Annotated in this window: 19 protein-coding genes; 6 read left to right on the top strand and 13 right to left on the bottom strand. The window is 61.7% G+C overall.

Features of this window, described 5'->3' with window-relative positions:
* Window positions 1-11: 11 nt before the first annotated feature.
* The 3 genes from acnA (at window position 12) to Q0Y42_RS03960 (ending at window position 4,112) form a co-directional block, all read left to right on the top strand.
* Window positions 12-2,711, top strand: a complete 2,700-nt coding sequence (gene acnA / locus Q0Y42_RS03970) for an aconitate hydratase AcnA (protein ID WP_297800418.1) — start codon at window positions 12-14, stop codon at window positions 2,709-2,711.
* 230 nt (window positions 2,712-2,941) lie between these two features.
* Window positions 2,942-3,919, top strand: a complete 978-nt coding sequence (locus Q0Y42_RS03965; protein WP_297800415.1) for a hypothetical protein — start codon at window positions 2,942-2,944, stop codon at window positions 3,917-3,919.
* A gap of 1 nt (window position 3,920) precedes the next feature.
* Window positions 3,921-4,112 (top strand): hypothetical protein, encoded by a 192-nt coding sequence (locus Q0Y42_RS03960; protein ID WP_297800413.1) that lies wholly within the window; start codon window positions 3,921-3,923, stop codon window positions 4,110-4,112.
* Between the two features lie 83 nt (window positions 4,113-4,195).
* Here the strand turns inward: Q0Y42_RS03960 and acnB are convergent, their stop codons facing one another.
* The 3 genes from acnB to katG form a co-directional block, all read right to left on the bottom strand.
* On the bottom strand, window positions 4,196-6,778 hold the full coding sequence (gene acnB / locus Q0Y42_RS03955) for a bifunctional aconitate hydratase 2/2-methylisocitrate dehydratase (RefSeq protein WP_297800411.1): 2,583 nt from the start codon (window positions 6,776-6,778) through the stop codon (window positions 4,196-4,198).
* Window positions 6,779-6,943: 165 nt separating this feature from the next.
* The gene (locus Q0Y42_RS03950) at window positions 6,944-7,831 is read right to left on the bottom strand and encodes a hydrogen peroxide-inducible genes activator (protein ID WP_297800409.1); all 888 of its coding nucleotides are present in this window, start codon (window positions 7,829-7,831) and stop codon (window positions 6,944-6,946) included.
* A 100-nt stretch (window positions 7,832-7,931) separates the two neighbouring features.
* Window positions 7,932-10,124: a catalase/peroxidase HPI gene (gene katG / locus Q0Y42_RS03945; RefSeq protein ID WP_297800407.1), complete on the bottom strand. Its 2,193-nt coding sequence runs from the start codon at window positions 10,122-10,124 to the stop codon at window positions 7,932-7,934.
* A gap of 316 nt (window positions 10,125-10,440) precedes the next feature.
* Between katG and Q0Y42_RS03940 the strand changes: the two genes are divergently transcribed.
* Both Q0Y42_RS03940 and Q0Y42_RS03935 read left to right on the top strand, forming a co-directional pair.
* Window positions 10,441-10,995 carry a peroxiredoxin gene (locus Q0Y42_RS03940; RefSeq protein WP_297800405.1) on the top strand — a complete coding sequence of 185 codons (555 nt, stop codon included), beginning with the start codon at window positions 10,441-10,443 and terminating at the stop codon, window positions 10,993-10,995.
* Between the two features lie 184 nt (window positions 10,996-11,179).
* Window positions 11,180-11,713: a carboxymuconolactone decarboxylase family protein gene (locus tag Q0Y42_RS03935; protein WP_297800403.1), complete on the top strand. Its 534-nt coding sequence runs from the start codon at window positions 11,180-11,182 to the stop codon at window positions 11,711-11,713.
* Window positions 11,714-11,787: 74 nt separating this feature from the next.
* On the opposite strand, the gene Q0Y42_RS03930 is transcribed toward Q0Y42_RS03935, so the two are convergent.
* The 10 genes from Q0Y42_RS03930 to Q0Y42_RS03885 all read right to left on the bottom strand — a co-directional run bounded on the left by Q0Y42_RS03930 (window position 11,788) and on the right by Q0Y42_RS03885 (window position 19,603).
* The gene (locus Q0Y42_RS03930) at window positions 11,788-12,216 is read right to left on the bottom strand and encodes a helix-turn-helix transcriptional regulator (protein WP_297800401.1); all 429 of its coding nucleotides are present in this window, start codon (window positions 12,214-12,216) and stop codon (window positions 11,788-11,790) included.
* Between the two features lie 157 nt (window positions 12,217-12,373).
* Complete coding sequence (gene lnt / locus Q0Y42_RS03925) at window positions 12,374-13,939, bottom strand: apolipoprotein N-acyltransferase (RefSeq protein WP_297800399.1); 1,566 nt, start codon at window positions 13,937-13,939, stop codon at window positions 12,374-12,376.
* An 11-nt stretch (window positions 13,940-13,950) separates the two neighbouring features.
* A complete protein-coding gene (ybeY, locus tag Q0Y42_RS03920; protein ID WP_297800398.1) occupies window positions 13,951-14,400 on the bottom strand; it encodes an rRNA maturation RNase YbeY in 450 nt (149 codons plus the stop codon).
* Complete coding sequence (locus Q0Y42_RS03915) at window positions 14,400-15,392, bottom strand: PhoH family protein (RefSeq protein ID WP_297800396.1); 993 nt, start codon at window positions 15,390-15,392, stop codon at window positions 14,400-14,402. The genes ybeY and Q0Y42_RS03915 overlap by 1 nt, the downstream gene beginning before the upstream one ends.
* A gap of 67 nt (window positions 15,393-15,459) precedes the next feature.
* Complete coding sequence (gene miaB, locus Q0Y42_RS03910) at window positions 15,460-16,863, bottom strand: tRNA (N6-isopentenyl adenosine(37)-C2)-methylthiotransferase MiaB (RefSeq protein WP_297800394.1); 1,404 nt, start codon at window positions 16,861-16,863, stop codon at window positions 15,460-15,462.
* Window positions 16,864-16,942: 79 nt separating this feature from the next.
* Window positions 16,943-17,425, bottom strand: a complete 483-nt coding sequence (locus tag Q0Y42_RS03905) for a Fur family transcriptional regulator (protein WP_297800535.1) — start codon at window positions 17,423-17,425, stop codon at window positions 16,943-16,945.
* 36 nt (window positions 17,426-17,461) lie between these two features.
* A complete protein-coding gene (gene rimI, locus Q0Y42_RS03900; protein WP_297800392.1) occupies window positions 17,462-17,872 on the bottom strand; it encodes a ribosomal protein S18-alanine N-acetyltransferase in 411 nt (136 codons plus the stop codon).
* The gene (tsaB, locus tag Q0Y42_RS03895) at window positions 17,872-18,564 is read right to left on the bottom strand and encodes a tRNA (adenosine(37)-N6)-threonylcarbamoyltransferase complex dimerization subunit type 1 TsaB (protein ID WP_297800390.1); all 693 of its coding nucleotides are present in this window, start codon (window positions 18,562-18,564) and stop codon (window positions 17,872-17,874) included. The genes rimI and tsaB overlap by 1 nt, the downstream gene beginning before the upstream one ends.
* 18 nt (window positions 18,565-18,582) lie before the next feature.
* Entirely contained in the window at window positions 18,583-18,951 is a 369-nt protein-coding gene (locus tag Q0Y42_RS03890; protein WP_297800388.1) for a helix-turn-helix transcriptional regulator, read from the bottom strand.
* Between the two features lie 73 nt (window positions 18,952-19,024).
* Window positions 19,025-19,603: a helix-turn-helix transcriptional regulator gene (locus Q0Y42_RS03885; RefSeq protein ID WP_297800386.1), complete on the bottom strand. Its 579-nt coding sequence runs from the start codon at window positions 19,601-19,603 to the stop codon at window positions 19,025-19,027.
* A 105-nt stretch (window positions 19,604-19,708) separates the two neighbouring features.
* On the opposite strand from Q0Y42_RS03885, the gene Q0Y42_RS03880 reads away from it, so the two are divergent.
* On the top strand, window positions 19,709-19,926 hold a 218-nt coding region (locus Q0Y42_RS03880), incomplete at its 3' end, for a NifU N-terminal domain-containing protein (RefSeq protein WP_297800384.1).

Below are 19,926 nucleotides of genomic sequence, written 5' to 3'. Positions count from 1 at the left end.
AGGACCCTCACATGCCGTCGATTGACAGCCTCAAGACCCGTCAGGACCTTACGGTCGGACGCAAGAAATACGCCTATTACAGCCTTCCGGCCGCAGAGGAAGCCGGTCTGGCCGGTATCTCGCGCCTGCCGCGCTCGATGAAGGTGCTGCTGGAGAACCTGCTCCGCAACGAAGACGGCGTGTCCGTCACCGAAGACGACCTCAAGGCCGTCGCCGCATGGCTGGAAAACAAGGGCACCGTCGAGCACGAGATCGCCTTCCGTCCGGCCCGCGTGCTGATGCAGGACTTCACCGGCGTTCCGGCCGTGGTTGACCTTGCCGCCATGCGCGATGCCATGGCCAAGCTGGGCGCCGATCCGGCCAAGATCAATCCGCTGAACCCCGTCGATCTGGTCATCGACCACTCGGTCATGGTGGACCACTTCGGCAGCCCGCAAGCCTTCGACCAGAACGTCAAGCGCGAGTACGAGCGCAACATCGAGCGCTACAACTTCCTGCGCTGGGGCTCGTCGGCCTTCAACAATTTCCGGGTCGTTCCTCCGGGCACCGGCATCTGCCACCAGGTGAACCTCGAACACCTTGCCCAGACCGTCTGGACCGGTGACGAAGGCAAGAAGACCGTCGCCTATCCGGACACCGTGGTCGGCACCGACAGCCACACCACCATGATCAACGGCCTGTCGGTTCTGGGCTGGGGCGTTGGCGGCATCGAGGCCGAGGCGGCCATGCTGGGCCAACCGATCCCGATGCTGATCCCGGAAGTCATCGGCTTCAAACTGACCGGCAAGCTGCCGGAAGGCGCGACCGCGACCGATCTGGTGCTGACCGTCACCCAGATGCTGCGCAAGAAGGGCGTGGTCGGCAAGTTCGTCGAGTTCTTCGGTGACGCCCTGACCGGCATGACCATCGAGGATCAGGCCACCATCGCCAACATGGCTCCGGAATACGGTGCCACCTGCGGCTTCTTCCCGGTCTCGCAAGCCACCCTCGACTATCTGCTGGCCACCGGCCGCGAAAAGGCCCGCGTGGCTCTGGTCGAGGCCTATGCCAAGGCCCAGGGCCTGTGGATCGACGAAACCTCCGAAGATCCGGTCTTCACCGACGTTCTGGAACTGGACATCTCGACGGTCGTGCCGTCGCTGGCCGGTCCGAAGCGTCCGCAGGACCGCGTTGAGCTGACCACTGCCGCATCGGAGTTCGAAGGCCACCTGACCGGCACCTTCGCCCGCGCCGCCGATGCCGCCCGCGCTCCGGTCGAGGGCAAGGACTTCACCGTCGGTGACGGCGATGTCGTCATTGCCGCCATCACCTCGTGCACCAACACCTCGAACCCGAGCGTGCTGATCGCCGCTGGCCTCGTGGCCCGCAAGGCCAAGGCGCTGGGCCTGTCGCCCAAGCCGTGGGTCAAGACCTCGCTGGCACCGGGCTCGCAGGTCGTGACCGACTATCTGACGGCCTCGGGCCTTCAGGCCGATCTCGACGCCATGGGCTTCAACCTCGTCGGCTATGGCTGCACCACCTGCATCGGCAACTCGGGCCCGCTGGATCCGGCAATCTCGAAGACGATCAACGACAACGCTCTGGTCGCTGTCTCGGTGCTGTCGGGCAACCGCAACTTTGAAGGCCGCGTGAACCCCGACGTTCAGGCCAACTATCTGGCCTCGCCGCCGCTGGTGGTGGCCTATTCGATCGCCGGTTCGATGCGCATCGACATCACCAAGGAGCCGATCGGTCAGGACAAGGACGGCAAGGACGTCTTCCTGAAGGACATCTGGCCGACGACCGAGGAAATCGCTGCCATCCAGCGCAAGGCCGTTACCCCCAAGATGTTCGCCAACCGCTATGCCGACGTCTTCAAGGGCGACGAGCACTGGCAGGCTATCGAGGTCACCGGTGGTCAGACCTACGCATGGGACGACAACTCGACCTATGTGCAGAACCCGCCGTATTTCGAAGGCCTGTCGATGGAACCGGCTCCGGTCGAGGACATCGTCGAAGCCCGCATTCTCGGCATCTTCGGTGACTCCATCACGACCGACCACATCTCGCCCGCTGGCGCGATCAAGAAGGCCTCGCCTGCAGGTGCCTATCTGACCGGCCACGGCGTCGATACGCTGGACTTCAACTCCTATGGTGCCCGTCGCGGCAACCACGAAGTCATGATGCGCGGCACCTTCGCCAACATCCGCATCAAGAACCGCATCACGCCGGAAATCGAAGGCGGCGTGACCAAGCACTTCCCGTCCAAGGAAGTGATGTCGATCTATGACGCCGCCATGCGCTATCAGGGCGAAGGCCGTCCGCTGGTCGTGTTCGCGGGCAAGGAGTACGGTACCGGCTCGTCGCGTGACTGGGCGGCCAAGGGCACCCGTCTGCTGGGCGTTCGCGCCGTCATCGCCGAAAGCTTCGAGCGTATCCACCGCTCGAACCTGGTCGGCATGGGCGTCGTTCCGCTGCAGTTCAAGGAAGAGGGCTGGCAGAAGCTGAACCTGACCGGCGAAGAGATCGTCACCATCCGTGGCCTGACCGACGCCAACATCGGCAAGCTGAAGCCGCGCCAAGACCTGTGGGTCGAACTGTTCCGTCCGGCAGACGGCAAGATGGCCCGCTTCCCGGTCCGCTGCCGCATCGATAACCAGACCGAGCTGGACTACTTCAAGGCCGGTGGGGTTATGCCTTACGTGCTCCGTAATCTGGCTGGCGAGAAGTAAGCCACGTCGGGTCGGTCGGCCCCCACGGGGGCCGACGATCGCGGCCCACAAAGACGGGCCGTGTCGGGTCGAAAAGGCGGAGCCTTTTGACCACGGCCCCACTAAGAATGCGAAACCCGCACAACAGAAAGGCCCGAGGAGCAATCCTCGGGCCTTTGCTCTAAAATACCGATGATTTGTCGACAGGAGTTGCGACGCAGGTTACGTACCGCTTTAGGGGAGGGGAAGGTATGGTCGACGCCAAATCGGTAAGTGCACGCAAGAACCTAGATATTCATATTGCGAACTTTCTAAGCGCAATAAAAACGCTACGAAAGTGCCTTCAGATTAGCTTAATATTGCTTCCCGTCCTAACTGCTGTAGCAAAAATAGCAGAAAGCGATGCTGGGGAAGCTTTAAAAGCAAGTGCCGTTACGGCGCAAATCATATTTATTATCACGGGCGCATTGGTAGCGTTATTGTTACTCATTACAGAAACATCTTCTCTAACTATATTTAAAGATGCCAAAAAATCTGCGGAAGACCTGGCAGAATTTGAACAAAAGCTTATAGAAATTGAGCAGGAAAACGAAGCATTAACTAAAGAAATTGAAAAGACATCTATCTCAACGATGACAATCGATATTATGAGACAAGCTATAGATAGCCATCTACTAGATGTCGATAGCAAAGAACTAAAAGAAGAATACATAGCTCTGCTAGACCTTCTATCTGCGTCAAAAGAAAGCCTTTTTGGAATGAAGGACGAGCAATGGAATTTTTCTATATATTTATGGGACACATCATCTCAACAGCTTAAATGCGTGGCTTGTCGTAGACCAACTAAGGCTGATGAAGATAAGCCCCATCGAAGCTGGCTAAGTGGCGAAGGTCACGTAGGGAAAACTTTCGCAAGTAAGCGAGCTATAGTTATCTCCGACACACTTGACCCAAATGTCCGGGGTCTTTTCGATGCACCAATCGATAAGCAGCCCCCAAATGGGGAAGATGCAAAAAAATACAGATCGATTGCGTCGTTCCCCATCCAACTATCTGGATCGCACCCCTCAAGCCTACCTCTAGGGGTGGTTGTTGCAACCAGTGACCAACCTGGGCGTTTTGTGCCTAAAGAAGATGGCACTGAAGACGAAGCTGTCCGACCTATTCGTCACCTCAGCAACACACTTGCAACGCTTTTATCACTTAATAATCTTCGTGAGAAAGACTAACATGGAACGATACGCAGAGGGGTCAAACATGTATGACGAATTAACTGCCCGTGCTGCCAAGCTGTATCGGGGCAACGGTGGAGCAGCAGATCTCGCACGAGAAATAGCAGTGAAGTCAGCGCAACTCGCCGCCCAAAAAGCTAAAGAAGCCAAAGACAAAGCGCGGCTCAAAAAGTCTCTAGAAGCTGCCTGACCACTTAAGTCGAGTTTTAAAAAGCCCCCTCGGAGTGATCCGAGGGGGCTTTTCATTTCAACGCTAACCGTTGAGCCTAGGGCTTACTCAGCAGCAACACGGTCCGCATACTCTTCGATCTGGTCGAAGTTCATGTAGCGGTACACGTCGGCGGCGTTCTCGTTGATGACGCCCATTTCGGCCATGTACTCTTCCACGGTCGGCAGGCGGCCCAGCTTGGAGGCCACGGCGGCCAGTTCGGCCGACGACAGGAAGACGTTCGAGCCCTTGCCCAGACGGTTCGGGAAGTTACGGGTCGAGGTCGAAACCACGGTCGCGCCTTCCTTCACCTGAGCCTGGTTACCCATGCACAGCGAGCAGCCCGGCATTTCCATACGGGCGCCAGCACCGCCGAGGGTCGAATAGTGACCTTCCTTGGTGAGTTCCGAGGCGTCCATCTTGGTCGGCGGGGCGACCCACAGACGGGTCGGGATGTCCTTCTTGCCCTTCAGCAGCAGCGAGGCGGCGCGGAAGTGGCCGATGTTGGTCATGCACGAACCGATGAAGACTTCATCGATCTGGGTGTTCTGCACTTCCGACAGCAGGCGGGCATCGTCCGGATCGTTCGGAGCGCACAGGATCGGCTCCTTGATCTCGGCCAGATCGATTTCGATGACGTGCGCGTATTCGGCGTCGGCATCGGCTTCGAGCAGGTTCGGGTTGGCCAGCCAGGCTTCCATGGCGTCGATACGGCGTTGCAGGGTGCGGGCATCCTGATAGCCGTCGGCGATCATGTTCTTCATGAGCACGATGTTCGAGGTCATGTACTCGATGATCGGCTCTTTGTTCAGCTTGACGGTGCAACCGGCAGCCGAACGCTCAGCCGAGGCGTCGGTCAGTTCGAAGGCTTGCTCGACCTTCAGGTTCGGCAGGCCCTCGATTTCGAGGATGCGGCCCGAGAAGGCGTTGATCTTGCCAGCCTTGGCGACGGTCAGCAGACCTTGCTTGATGGCGTAGTACGGGATGGCGTGGACGAGGTCGCGCAGGGTGATACCCGGCTGCATTTCGCCCTTGAAGCGCACCAGAACCGACTCCGGCATGTCCAGCGGCATCACGCCGGTGGCCGCACCGAAGGCGACCAGACCCGAGCCAGCCGGGAAGGAGATGCCGATCGGGAAGCGGGTGTGCGAGTCACCGCCGGTGCCGACCGTATCCGGCAGCAGCAGGCGGTTCAGCCACGAGTGGATCACGCCGTCGCCCGGACGCAGGGCCACGCCGCCGCGATCCGAGATGAAGTGCGGCAGTTCGCGGTGGGTCTTGACGTCGACCGGCTTCGGATAGGCAGCGGTGTGGCAGAACGACTGCATCACCATGTCGGCCGAGAAGCCGAGGCAGGCGAGGTCTTTCAGCTCGTCGCGGGTCATCGGGCCAGTGGTGTCCTGCGAGCCGACCGTGGTCATGCGCGGTTCGCAATAGGTGCCCGGACGGATGCCTTGGCCTTCCGGCAGGCCGCAGGCGCGACCGACCATCTTTTGAGCGAGGGTGTAGCCCTTGCCGGTGTCGTTCGGCACGACCGGCAGACGGAATTCGGTCGACGGAGCCAGACCCAGAGCCTCACGGGCGCGGGCGGTCAGCGAACGGCCGATGATCAGGTTGATACGGCCACCGGCTTGGACTTCGTCCAGCAGGACCTGCGACTTCAGCTCGAAGGTGGCGACGGTTTCTCCGTCCTTCACGATCTTGCCTTCGTACGGGTAGATGTCGATGACATCGCCCATGTTCAGGTTGGTCACGTCGACTTCGATCGGCAGGGCGCCGGAGTCTTCCTGAGTGTTGAAGAAGATCGGGGCGATCTTGCCGCCCAGGGTCACACCGCCGAAGCGCTTGTTCGGCACGAACGGGATGTCCTGGCCGGTGGCCCAGATCACCGAGTTGGTGGCCGACTTACGCGACGAGCCGGTGCCGACAACGTCACCGACGTAGGCGACGAGGTGGCCCTTCTTCTTCAGGTCTTCGATGAATTGGATCGGGCCGCGGACGCCGTCCTGTTCAGGCGTGATGCCCGGACGTGCGTTCTTCAGCATGGCCAGATAGTGCAGCGGGATGTCCGGACGCGACCAAGCATCCGGTGCCGGCGACAGGTCGTCGGTGTTGGTCTCGCCGGTCACCTTGAAGACGGTGACGGTGATCTTCTCGGCGACCTTGTCGCGCGAGGTGAACCATTCGGCGTCGGCCCACGACTGGATCACGGCCTTGGCGTTGGCGTTGCCGCCCTTGGCCAGTTCGTTCACGTCATGGAAGAAGTCGAACATCAGCAGGGTCTTCTTCAGACCCTCGGCCGCGACGGTGCCGACCACTTCGTCCGACAGCAGGTCGATCAGCGGCTTGACGTTATAGCCACCAACCATGGTGCCCAGCAGTTGCGTGGCGTATTCGCGCGACAGGTTCGGAACCTCGAAGTCGCCGTGGGCCACAGCCGACAGGAAGGAGGCCTTGACCTTGGCGGCGTCATCAACGCCCGGCGGAACACGGTGAGCTAGCAGCTCGATCAGTTCTTCCGACGACGCTTCGGCGGTCGGAGCCTTGATCAGTTCGATCAGTTCAGCAGTTTGCTGGGCCGAAAGCGGCAGGGGCGGAATGCCCAGAGCCGCACGTTCGGCAACGTGTTCGCGATAGTGTTGCAGCATCAGCGTTGACCTGTGTGTGGTATCCCCGACAGCCTCGCAAAAGGCCGCCAAAATATGTGTGCGAGGCCTTTCCCACATAAAGAATAGGGTCGCAATAGAGGGTCACCGGAACGGTATTCGATGTACGTCGTACGTTCGAATGCTGGGTGACAAATTCTCCTGTAATCAGGAGATCTTAAGGGCTTCTGCCAGCAGTTGCGCCTCGGCGGCGCGGCTGGACCCCGAACGCCATGCCACCACGATTTCGCGGTGGGGGGCGTCTTCGGAAATCGGGCGCACAACCACGCCCTTATTGTCCGTCAGGCCCGCGGTGACCGCCATCTGGGGCAGGAAGCTGACCCCAAGGCCGGATGACACCATCTGGACCAAGGTCGGCAGGGTGGTGGCGGCAAAGACGTCCTCGCCGCGCGGGGCCTCGATGTTGACGGCGGCCAGAGCCTGATCACGCAGACAGTGTCCGTCTTCCAGAAGGATCAGATCCTCGGCGCGCAGGGCACCCTGCGGGATCGGACCTTCGCCATCGAGCGCATGACCCACAGGAGCCGCCGCGAGGATTTCATCATCGGCGATATGGGCGTGGTCGATGCCCGGCGCGTCATAGGGCAGGGCGATGACCGCAGCGTCCAGTTGTCCGGACTTCAGCCCCGCGATCAGCTTGGGCGTCAGATCCTCGCGAATAAACAGGCGAAGGGCAGGGTATTGATCGCGCAGACCTGTCAGCTTTTGCGGCAGCAGATAGGGGGCCACGGTCGGGATCACGCCCAGACGGAAACGGCCCGACAGCGGCTTTCCGGCATTGCGGGCGGCCTCGACCAGATCTTCGGTACGGGCCAGAACATCTTCGGCGCGTTTGACGGCCTCGGCACCGACAGCGGTCAGAAGAACGGCACCACGCGTGCGCTCTACCACCGGCGCGCCAAGAATACGCTCCAGCTCCTGAACACCGGAAGACAATGCAGGCTGGCTGACGTGGGCCGCCTCTGCGGCACGGCTGAAGGAGCCATGCTCGGCAAGCAGCTTGAGATACTGAAGTTGTCTGAGTGAGGGGAGCATAGAGCCGACATAGGGATTCATCGGCTTAAGTTCAAAATTTTTTATGGGGGAAGGGGTGGGGCCCTCCCATGTGGAGAGCCCCGATTTTGCGGATGGGCGCTTAGCGTTTCAGGTCGAAACGGTCGGCGTTCATCACCTGGGTCCAGGCAGCGACGAAATCACGGACGAACTTCTCTTCGCCACCCTTCTCGGCATAGACCTCGACAAGAGCGCGCAGCACCGAGTTCGAGCTGAACACCAGATCGGCGCGGGTGCCGGTCCACTTGGCTTGACCCGTCGAGCGCGAGGTGCCGACGAACTTGTTCGGCTGGCCCTCAACACCGCTCCACACAACATCCATATCGAGGCTGTTGACGAAGAAGTCGTTGGTCAGTTGGCCCTCGCGGTTCGTGAACACGCCGTCCTTGGAGCCGCCGTGGTTGGCGCCTAGAACGCGCAGACCACCGACCAGAGTCGTCATCTGCGGCGCGGTCAGGCCCAGAAGCTGGGCGCGGTCCACCAGAAGTTCTTCCGGCGAGACGTTGAACAGCTTCGGCTGATAGTTGCGGAAACCGTCAGCCTTGGGCTCCATGACCGAGAAGCCGTCGACGTCGGTCTGCTCTTGCGTGGCATCGGTGCGGCCCGGGGTAAAGGGCACTTCGATCGACAGGCCGGCAGCCTTGGCGGCCAGCTCGATACCGACCGAACCACCCAGAACGACCAGATCGGCGATCGACACGGTCTTGGCCCCGTCGAACCCAGCCTTGATGCCTTCATAGACGGCCAGAACCTTGGCCAGCTTGGCCGGTTCATTGACGTCCCAGCTACGCTGCGGCTCCAGACGGATACGGCCACCGTTGGCGCCACCACGATAGTCCGAGCCGCGATAGGTCGAGGCCGAAGCCCAAGCCACCGAAACCAGTTCGGAGACGCTCAGGCCCGAGGCCGCAATCTTCTGCTTCAGAGAAGCGATGTCGGCCGCATCGATCACCGGACCGACCTGTGCGGGGATCGGGTCCTGCCAGATCAGGTCTTCGGCCGGAACGTCAGCACCGAGGTAGCGGGCCTTGGGACCCATGTCGCGGTGGGTCAGCTTGAACCATGCGCGGGCGAAGGCATCCTCGAACGCGGCCTGGTCATTGCGGAACTTCTCGGAGATGGCACGGAAGCCCGGATCCATCTTGAAGGCCATGTCCGCCGTGGTCATCATGGTCGGCACACGCTTGGAGCCGTCATGCGCCTGCGGGGCCATGTCTTCCGGTGCCGGGTTGATCGGCTGCCACTGCTGGGCACCCGCCGGACTGCGGACCAGCTCATACTCATAGTCCAGCAGCATGTGGAAGAAGCTGTCGTCCCACGTACGCGGGGTCGGGGTCCATGCACCCTCGATGCCCGAGGTAATGGTGTCGTCACCCTTGCCGGTGCCGTGCTTGGAAAGCCAGCCCAGACCTTGAGCCGTGATGTCGGCACCTTCCGGATCGGCACCGACCAGCGAGGCATCGCCATTGCCGTGCGACTTGCCGAAGGTGTGACCACCCGCCGTCAGGGCGACGGTTTCCTCGTCATTCATACCCATGCGGCCGAAGGTCTCGCGGATGTCGCGGGCCGACAGCAGGGGATCGGGCACGCCGCCCGGACCTTCGGGGTTCACATAGATGAGACCCATCTGGATGGCCGCCAGCGGGCTTTCCAGTTCCAGACCCTTTTCGGCGTCGATACGGGTCTGGCCCAGCCATTCGCCTTCGGCACCCCAATAGACGTCGCGGTGCGGCTCCCACGTATCCACACGGCCACCACCGAAACCGAAGATCGGGCCGCCCATGGACTCGATCGCCATATTGCCGGCGAGGATCATCAGGTCGGCCCAGGACAGCGACTTGCCGTACTTCTGCTTGATCGGCCACAGCAGGCGACGCGCCTTGTCGAGGTTGGCGTTATCCGGCCACGAGTTCAGCGGGGCAAAGCGTTGCTGGCCGGTGTTGGCACCACCACGACCATCGCCCGTGCGATAGGAGCCGGCCGAGTGCCACGCCATGCGGATGAAGAACGGGCCATAGTGGCCATAGTCGGCCGGCCACCAGTCCTGGCTGTCGGTCATCAGAGCCTTGAGGTCGGCCTTGACGGCTTCCAGATCGAGGGCCTTGAACGCTTCGGCATAGTCGAAGCCCGCATCGTTCGGGTCGACCTTGTTACTGTCCTGCGAAAGGATTTCCAGCGACAGCTGGTTGGGCCACCAATCGCGATTGGTGCGGCCTTGCAGGGTGCGGCTTTGACCACCGCCGTGCACAGGGCATCCGCCTTGATTTCCGTCCATTGGGCTCTCCTCGATATGTCTATGCGACTGACGCTATCGAAGGGATTCGCAAAATCAAAATCGATAATAATGGTTCTGACTAATAGAAAAATTTATAGATACCGCCGCAATGCAACATTTCGCGCCTACCTATAGGTTGTAATTATGCCTGCTATGCACCCATAGCGGCAGAGAATGCCTTTCATAACGATAACTTATACAAACCAACAAAATCATCGATTTGACTTCGCACCTGCGAGAGCCCATCTGACTAAGCGTCCGCATCAAAGCGATGTGGCACTCGCTACTCACACGAATTTTACATGGAGCTCCCGCTATGCTGGGCGTCGGTCAAAAACTTCCGGATTTCAAAATCACTGGCGTGAAGCCGGGCTTCAACAGCCACGAAGAAGACGGCGTTTCGGCTTTCGAAGCCATCACCCAAGAGTCGTTCGAAGGTAAGTGGAAGGTCATCTTCTTCTACCCGAAGGACTTCACCTTCGTGTGCCCGACCGAAATCGCCGCTTTCGCCAAGCTGAACAAAGAATTCGAAGACCGCGACACCGTGGTTCTGGGCGGTTCGACCGACAACGAGTTCACCAAGCTGGCATGGCGCCGCGACCACGCCGACCTGAACAAGCTGCCGATGTGGCAGTTCGCTGACTGCGGCGGCAAGTTCGCTCGTGAACTGGGCGTTCTGGACGAAGAAAACGGCGTGGCTCTGCGCGCGACCTTCGTTGTCGACCCGCACAACGTTGTCCAACACGTCTACGTCACCAACCTGAACGTTGGCCGTTCGCCGGAAGACACCCTGCGCGTCGTTGACGCCCTGCAAACCGACGAACTGTGCGCTTGCAACCGTCCGGTTGGCGGCGAAACCCTGGCTGCCTAAGCCAGTGCCGAATACTGCGGCCGCGTGAGTATGGCCGCGCGTTCCGGACGCGTTTGTATTGTCCGGAATAGTCGAGAGGGCGGCGGCGGGTGACCGTTGCCGCCTTTTCACTGCCCGATCCCGGGCCAGCAACCGATTTGGCGCGCAGATCGCGCGACAGCTTTTCCCTTTCGGAGTTCACCCCATGTCCATCGATGCCCTGCGCGAACTGATCCCGTCCTATGCCAAGGACATCTCGCTGAACCTTTCGTCGCTCGCGAACGAAACCGTTCTGAACGACCAGCAGAAGTGGGGCTGCTTCCTCGCTTCGGCCCACGCCATCGGCGTGCCGCAAGTGGTCAAGCTGATCGAAGCCCAAGCTGCGACCGTCCTGTCGCCGGAAGCCATGAACGCCGCCAAGACCGCGGCCGCCATCATGGGCATGAACAACATCTATTACCGCGCCCTGCACCTCATGAAGAACCATGAGTACCAGACCCTGCCGGCCAAGCTGCGCATGAACGCCCTGGCCAATCCGGGCGTCGAGAAGCTGGACTTCGAGCTGTGGGCCACGGCTGTGTCGGCCATCAACGGCTGCGGTGGCTGCCTTGACGCCCACGAAGGCGAACTGCGCAAGCACGGCATGGCCGCTGTTCAGGTTCAGGCCGCACTGCGTATCGGTGCCGTCGTCCACGCCGCCAGCCGCATCATCGCCTCGGCGATTGCCGCTGCCGAATAAGGCAACGACCATCTCAAAAATGAAGGGGCGGGTCCTGATGGGCCCGCCCCTTTTTCTATTCGGATTTGTCCGGCTTAGCCGCCAACCGCCTGAAGCGCTTCTTGCGGTTCGCTGGAAGCGACCATCTCGCGCATCATTTCCAGAACCAGCTTTTGCTGACGCGGGTTCAGACGCGGGGCCAGTTGGCCGATCTCGATGCTCTGACGCGTGGCGGGGAAGTCGTGGATGAACTCGCCGCCCTCCTCGGCAACGCCAGCGCGCGCCGTCAGGCCATCAAAGAAATAGCTAACATCGACGTTGAAGAAGCGCGCGATGTCCCAAAGCTTGGATGCCGAAATACGGTTGGCACCCTTTTCGTACTTTTGAATCTGTTGGAATGTCAGACCCAAAGCGCGCCCTAGATCGCTTTGGTTGTATCCCAGAGCAATCCGTTTCTCGCAGACTTTACGCCCAACATGGCGGTCTACCGGATGCGGCCCGCTCTCCCCCGCGCCTCTGACCATGCAGCAACTCTCTCAATACTGTGAAGTTTCACCCATGCGTCGCATTGCGACCATTGTCACCCAATTTTTGACATCTAAGCTCGAATAACGGCTTTTTTTTACCTCATTACAAGAATAACGAGAACCGGAATCGGCGTTCTCGTTATTCCTCAGACACCTACCGTCGGTATCTAAAGTATCTAATCGCTACTACCAGCGATAGAATTGCGATGATCGCCAGATAACCAAAACCGCCAAATCTGCCGAAGGGGGTCTCGGGCAGAGGCGCAGGCACCATTACATCTACAAATCGAGCTTCACCGTGCGATATTCTGCTGCCCTCTACGATACGGCCCAGCGGATCGATCATGGCGCTGACGCCCGTGGGCGTAGCCCGCGCCATGGGCAGGCCCGTCTCGATCGCGCGATAGGAGGCCAGATTGAGGTGCTGGATCGGTCCCGAAGTCTGTCCGAACCAAGCATCGTTGGACACATTGACGATCCATTGCGGGCGTTCGGGTCCGGACGCCTTGGTAAAGCCGGGGAACAGGCCCTCATAACAGATCAGCGGTTGCACAGCGGGCAAGGAGCGCAGCACCAGCGGCTGCGGTTTTGGCCCACCCGACAGATCCTCGGGCATCTGCACCAGACTGCGGATACCCAGCTGCCCCATCAGCTCCCCTAAGGGCAGGTACTCGCCAAACGGCACCAAACGATATTTGTCATAGATGCCGCCCACCTCCATGCCGTCGCGGCCAAGGCTGTTCAGCTCTATCAGGGAGTTGAAATAGATAAAGCCGCCCTCCGGTGCCGGATCGGCGCGGCTCAAGCCGGCCAGCAACGTTTGTCCGGATTGAAGGGCCCCTGCGATACGCATGGCCTCAGGTCCTGCGAGGACATTATTGGCGAGGTTGGGCAGGGCACTTTCCGGCCAGATCACCACATCCGGCACACGCTCGGCGGGTGCCGAGGTCAGGGCGATATAGCGCTCGACAATGTCGTTATAGGCGTCCTCGGACCATTTGGTCTCCTGCGCGACATTGGCCTGAACGATCCGCGCCATCACAGGGGACGGCTCGACCTTCACGGTGTTCAGACGCACGGTGCCATAGCCGAACATAAGGGCCAGCAGCACAGCGCCGACCAGAGCCGAAACCTGTGCCGAGCGCTGGCGCCAGTTCGTCATCAACGGACCAAACGCAGCGACGGCCACAAGGGTCAGCAGCCCCAGCCCATAGACGCCGACGACCGACGCCATCTGCGACATGGCCGATCCCGCCTGCCAGCTGGCTCCAACCGGATTCCACGGAAAGCCCGTCAGCACATGGCCCCGCGTCCATTCCAGAGCCGAGAACAGGACCGCAAAGGCCACGAACCGCATCGCGCCTTGGGGCTTGAGCCAACGATAGAGAAGGGTGGCGATACCGGTGAACAGGCCGATACCGGCGGGGAGGGCAGAGACGGCAATCGGGGCCATCCACGCCTGCGCCGGATTGACGAAGAACGCCTCGGCCACCCACCAGCAGCCCACGAGGAAATAGCCGAAGCCAAACCACCACCCCATGGCGAACCCGCCGCGCAGGCGACGCGACCGTTCGCTCAGGATCATCAGGGCCGGATAGGCCAGAAGGCCGGGAAGGATGCCAAAGGGCGGATGGGCCAAGGCCGCCGCCACACCGGCCAACAGGGCACAGAGGATACGGATCCAGCCCCTATCCCATAGGTCCGCAGGATTCCGTGCCATGGATCGCCCTCTTATGCTTGGTGGTCTGCGGCATAGGGATCGGCGATCCCCATTCCGGCGAGGATAAGCCGCTCCTCGCCTTCCATTTCTTCGGCCTCGTCGTCCTCGATATGGTCATAGCCGAGAAGGTGCAGAACCCCGTGGACGACCAGATGGCTAAGGTGATCGGCCAAGGTCTTGTTCTGGGCTACCGCCTCGGCGGCACAATAGTCATAGCCGAGGATCACATCGCCCAGATGCGGAAAGGCCGTTTCCGCCGCCGGAAACGACAGCACATTGGTGGGCCTGTCCTTCTGGCGGAAACGGGCGTTCAGGTCCTGAACCGTGGGATCGTCGGCCAGCAGGATCACCACATCGCCCTCGGCCTTGCCCAGCGCCGCGGTGGCGGCACGGGTCACAATGGCCTCGACGTCGGGCAGGGCCTTGGTCCAGGCCTCTGCTTCCAGCTCGACTTCGATCATCAGTCTTCGGTTTCCAACTCGTTGAACGGGCGGCTGCGGGCCGCGTCACTGTCATAGGCGCGCACGATGCGCTCGACGAGGGCATGGCGCACCACGTCCTCGGATTTGAACTGGTGGATGCCTACGCCCTCGACGCCGTTGAGGATACGCAGCGCATGGGCAAGGCCGCTGTCACGCGGGTTCATCAGGTCGATCTGCGTCGGGTCACCCGTCACCACCATCTTGGCCCCTTCGCCCAGACGGGTCAGGACCATCTTCATCTGCATGCGCGAGGTGTTCTGGGCCTCGTCGACGATGACAAAGGCGTGGCTGAGGGTGCGGCCACGCATGAAGGCGATGGGGGCGGCTTCGATCTCGCCCTTCTCGCGGCGGCGGGCCACGTCATCGGCGCCGAGGATGTCGTTCAGCGCCTCCCAGATCGGGGCGAGGTAGGGATCGACCTTTTCATTCAGATCGCCCGGCAGAAAGCCCAGCTTCTCCCCGGCCTCGACAGCGGGGCGGGTGATAACCAGACGATCCACCTGTCCGCGCTTGAGCAGGGAGGCGCCGTAAGCGGCAGCGAGGAAGGTCTTGCCCGTACCGGCCGGGCCGACACCGAAGGTCAGCTCGCAACGGCCCAGCAGTTCCAGATAGCGGGCCTGAGACGGGGTCTTGGGTGCGATCGCCCCACGGCGCCCTACGGGGAGGGAAGCGGCCTCGGGGACGGTGCGACCCTGACCGGGACGCGGGGCCTTGACCGACTGGCCTACGGCGGTGCGGATATCGGCCTCGCCGATCTCGGCCCCACGATCGGCGGCGGTCGCCAGATTTTCGATCACGCGCTTGGCCTGTGCGCGGTCGCGCGGCGAGCCGTTGATCGACACGCCGCCACCGGGCGTCTCGATCAGGACGCGGAAGGCATCCTCGATCAGCGCCATGTGACGGCTGCCTGGGCCGATGACGGCACGCAGGGCCTTGTCGCTCAGAGACAGAAACTCGGACTCGCGTGCCATCAGGCTTTCCTTTCAACCCTTAAGGCCACGCGCCGGACGGCGGCGCAGGCTTTCAGGGAAACGGCTATCAGCGGGTTTGGATCAGCTTGCCGGTGAGGCTGTTCTGCTGACCGCTGAGGATTTCGACCTCGACGATCTGGCCGATCAGGTGATCGGCGTCCTCGACGTGGACGGATTGCAGATAGGGCGAACGGCCAATCGCCTGCTGGCCGTGGCGGCCCTTCTTCTCGAACAGAACCGGCAGGACGCGGCCCGCCAGCGACTGGTTGAAGGCGACCTGCTGTTCGGTCAACAGCGATTGCAGCGCATGCAGACGCGCCTTGGCCACATCGTCCGGCACCTGTGCGGCCATGGTCGCCGCAGGGGTGCCCGGACGCGGCGAATACATGAAGGAGAAGGCGCTGGCGTAGTTGACGCGACGCACCAGATCCAGCGTGTCCTCGAAATCGCGGTCCGTCTCGCCGGGGAAGCCGACGATGAAGTCGCCCGACATGGCCATGTCGGGGCGCGCCTCGCGGATGCGGTCGATCAGGTCGAAATATTTCTGGCGACCGTGCTTGCGGTTCATCAGGCGCAGTATGCGGTCCGAGCCCGACTGCACCGGAAGGTGCAGATAGGGCATCAGGGCCTGCAGGTCGCCGTGGGCCGCGATCAGGTCATCCGACATGTCGTTCGGGTGGCTGGTCGTATAGCGGATGCGGTCGATGCCGGGGATTTCCGCCAGCGCATAGGCCAGCTTGGCGAGGGTGAACGGCTTTCCGTCCACACCTTCACCGTCATAGGCATTCACGTTCTGGCCCAGCAGGGTGATCTCGCGCACGCCGCGGTCGGCCAGTGCGCGGGCCTCTTCCAGCACGGCCTTGACTGGACGCGACCATTCGGCACCGCGCGTATAGGGCACGACGCAGAAGGTGCAGAATTTATCGCAGCCTTCCTGAACCGTCAGGAAGGCAGTGACGCCATCGGTGCCACGCGCGACGGGCAGGGCGTCAAACTTTTCGTTGGGCGCGAAGTCGGCACCGATGCGCTCGCCGCGGGCGCGGGCGGTGCGGGTCAGCAGCTCCGGCAGCTGGTGATAGGCCTGCGGGCCGACAACCAGATCGACCGCAGGCTGGCGGCGCATGATCTCCTCGCCCTCGGCCTGGGCCACGCAGCCGGCCACGGCGATGGTCATCGAGCCATGACCGTTGGCGGCCTTCTCGTCCTTCATCTGGCGCAGCTTGCCCAGTTCCGAATAGACCTTTTCAGCGGCCTTCTCGCGGATGTGGCAGGTATTCAGAATGACGAAGTCGGCGCCTTCGGGCGTGTCGGTCGTCGCATAACCCAACGGGCGCAGGACATCGGCCATGCGCTCGCTGTCATAGACATTCATCTGACAGCCGTAGGTCTTGATGAAGAGGCGCTTGGGCGCGTCACCTTCGGCACGGACGGCGTCCGGCACAGCCACAGTCGGATCGAGAGTATCGGTCATAGGCGGCTTATGATGCCGTCTTTGGGCATCTGCAAGGCACAGGCGGCTTTGGTCCGCCCCATGCCCCGCAAAATCTTTGTCACTCGGACGGGCCTTCGGTCGTGCCCGGAGCCCGCTCGCGCTTGAAGATCAGGCCCTCGCGCTCGGTCGGTTCAGCGCCCGGAATGGCGTGGCCGTACAGTTCCAGCTTGTGGCCGACCAATTCGAAACCCAGCTTGCGCGCGATCTCGTTCTTCAGACGCTCGATCTCGGCATCGAAGAATTCGATGACCTCACCGGTCTTGGTGTCGATCAGGTGGTCGTGGTGGTCATCGCCCGCTTCTTCATAGCGGCTGCGGCCATCGCCGAAGTCGTGCTTTTCGACGACGCCAGCCTCTTCGAACAGGCGGACGGTACGATAGACCGTGGCGATCGAAATATGCGGGTCGATCGCTGATGCGCGGCGGTAAAGCTCTTCCACATCAGGGTGATCCATAGCGTTCGAGAGCACGCGGGCAATCACACGACGCTGTTCCGTCATGCGCATGCCGCGATCGGCGCAAAGTTTTTCAATCCGGTCCATTCGCGGAGGATAGGTCGGACTGGCCATTTATGGAAGCTATTGAGAAAAGTTCAGAACCATCACCTTGGCGTGTTCAGAACTTCCGTCCGGTCGGCGGTAATAATTCTTGCGTAGCCCGACCTGTTCAAAGCCGTTCGCACTATAGAGTGCAATGGCGGCAAGATTGGATTCGGCCACCTCTAGGAACATGCGTTCGGCCCCTTGCGCCGCACTGGCGACAATGGCGGATTCAACCAGACGGTGTCCCAGCCCCTGACGGCGCAGGGCAGGGCGGACAGCCACCGTCAGAATCTCGGCCTCGTCTCCAACCGTGCGGATCAGGATAAAACCCCGGTCATCACCCGACACCTGAATCCCCGGACTGGCCAGAAGCTCGCGGAAAGCCGTCTCGTCCCACGGGGTATCAAAGGCCTCGGCGTGGATTTCCGCTAAAAGCTGGGCATCCATCAGGAAGCTGCCGTGCGCGGTTGGCCGGGCAGGCGCGTCGGCGGCGTTGCATCCGGCGCGCGCAGATAGATCGGCTTGGGCGGCGAGGTCTGCGGATCAAGCTCCGCGGTCAAACGGGCCAGAGCCTCGGCACTGGGGGCCACCAAGGGCATAGAGGTCGCCGCCCCAAGCCGCTCATCGGCCTCCAGCAGGACCGGCGCGCCAGAGCCGACAATCGTCACCTGATCGGCTGGCCCATCGGCCAGAATGGCCTCAATGGCATCCGCAATCGGCAAGGCTTCGGCCTCGGATACAGCGACACCGTTATTAAAGCGGCGGATATAGACCTGACCGCGCCGTGCATCGATGGCTGCGACGACGCGACCGTCCCGAGGCACAGAGGCGGCGAGGGCATCCAGCGTCGATATGCCGATCACATCGGCACCCAGCGCAGCCCCTAGGCCCAGCGCAAAGCTCAGGCCCACGCGCAGTCCGGTAAAGCTGCCCGGCCCGACCGTCACGCCCACGCGCTCCACACCCGACAGGCCGCCCGCATCGGCGGCCGCATCACGGGCCATGCCGCCCAGACGTTCCTGATGACCCTTGGTCATCTCTTCACGGCGCAGACCCAATGACTGCACCTGTGTGCCTTCAACCGTAAAGCACCCTGCGAGGCAGGCGCCGAGCGCCGTGTCGATGACCATAAGTTTCATACGTCCCTCCTAGCGCCGTCAGGAGGCAGGGGCCAGCGCCTCGGCAATACGACTTATGGAACGACGCAGAAGTTTGTCCTCGATACGGTCAAAGGCCGCGACCAGATGGCGGGCCTCGGGGGAGGGATCGCTGAAGCCTTTGGGGGTGGTGGCAGGCAGTGGCGGTTGCGCCGGAAAGAACTCGCCCACCGCGCAGTCCAGTATCTCGGCCAGATGGAACAGCCGCCCCGCGGACAGGCGGTTCTGCCCCGCCTCATATTTCTGGACCTGCTGGAAACTGATGCCCAGTCGATGGGCCAGTGCCGATTGCGACAGGCCCTGATGCTGGCGGCGCTGCGCCACGGCGCGTCCTACCCAGACGTCCACTTCCTGAACCTGTCGCGTCATGACACCCCCTTGGCCCCACTCAACTTGCAACGATACCGTTGCACAACCTCAGGTATGTTGCAACGTTTTTGTTTCAGTCAGGGTCGTAACGGGCGATGACAGCGCAAACGGCACGCACATGCTTGCCGGAAAGGGACACCCTCTGGCCGGCGGGATCGGCCACAACGACGTGGTTTTCATCGGCCTGAACAAACAGTCCGACCAGTCGGCGCCCGTCATTCAGTTCAACCACACAGCCCGCGCCTTGGCGGGGAAGGCGGGCGGGGGCGTATTCGATAACCGTATCGGCAAAGGCCCATGGTGCCATGTCGTCGGAGCCCATACGGAATTTGATGGTCGACGGGCTGGCAGGTGCACCATGGTCGAACCCGCGCCCCTTGGACGCGACCCCGTCGGCAGCGGGGGAAGCCTCGACCGTATTGTCATTGGCCAGAATGAAGGCGAGGTCTTCCGGCGTCGCATCCAAGGCCTGGGTCAACCGGCGCTGAACGTCGGGGCGGAAAATACCGGCGCGGCGACCGGACTCATAAAGGCTCCAGCCCTGACTGGTCATGCCGATACGCGATCCGGCCTCGGCCTGACTTAACCCGCGCGCACGGCGCAGATGGGCCAGAGCCTCGCCCATCCGGATGGCTTCCTCACGTTCATTCATAAGCTGAGCTTGCCACCATGCGGGCGTCCTTACGAGAGGGTTTCATGTGAAACATTAAGTCGCCGGACCCTTGCGGTTCGGCAGGCGAGGGGGCATCTGGCAATCATGTTCATCCAGACCGAACCCACTCCGAACCCGAACGCGTTGAAGTTCCTGCCGGGCCGCGAAGTCGCCCCGGGGACGTCTATCGAATACCGCACCATCGAAGAGGCCGCCGCCTCGGCGCTGGCGGAAGCCCTGTTCGAGTTGGAAGGCGTGGACGGCGTCATGTTCGGCGAGGACTATATCTCGGTCACCCGCCACGAGCGCGGTCCGGCATGGTC

It is taken from the genome of uncultured Brevundimonas sp., from assembly GCF_947305955.1.
Taxonomy (GTDB): domain Bacteria; phylum Pseudomonadota; class Alphaproteobacteria; order Caulobacterales; family Caulobacteraceae; genus Brevundimonas.
Note: the sequence above shows the minus strand (reverse complement) of the source record. Positions and strands in the feature narration are given on the sequence as shown.